This is a genomic window from Flavobacterium xizangense (assembly GCF_054075145.1).
The window spans coordinates 1-273 of sequence record NZ_JBSIPG010000100.1; the positions used below are offsets into that span (position 1 = coordinate 1).

1 pseudogene is annotated in these 273 nt (G+C 40.3%); it reads right to left on the reverse strand.

From position 1 onward, the window contains the following. Positions 1 to 273: pseudogene (locus ACWA1B_RS22685) on the reverse strand (hypothetical protein); the annotation flags it as partial.

Here is a 273-nt window from a genome sequence, read left to right on the forward strand (position 1 = left end):
CTTAATCCACCTACTTCAGAAGTACCATTGTCTCCAGTGTTTACTTTACCGTTACCAGCGATGATCAATCCACCCCAGTCACTTTGAGCAGGAGTTGCTTTTCCAGATGTCATGATAACTGGTTTAGCAGCAGTACCGTTGATGTTGATTTTAGCATTTCTTTCTACAGCGATATATAAAGAAGTTGCTTCAGCAGTAGCAGAACTTTTGATTACTGTTCCAGCAGGAATTACCAAAGTAGCTCCACCTTTAACAACTAAACCTCCAGTTAAT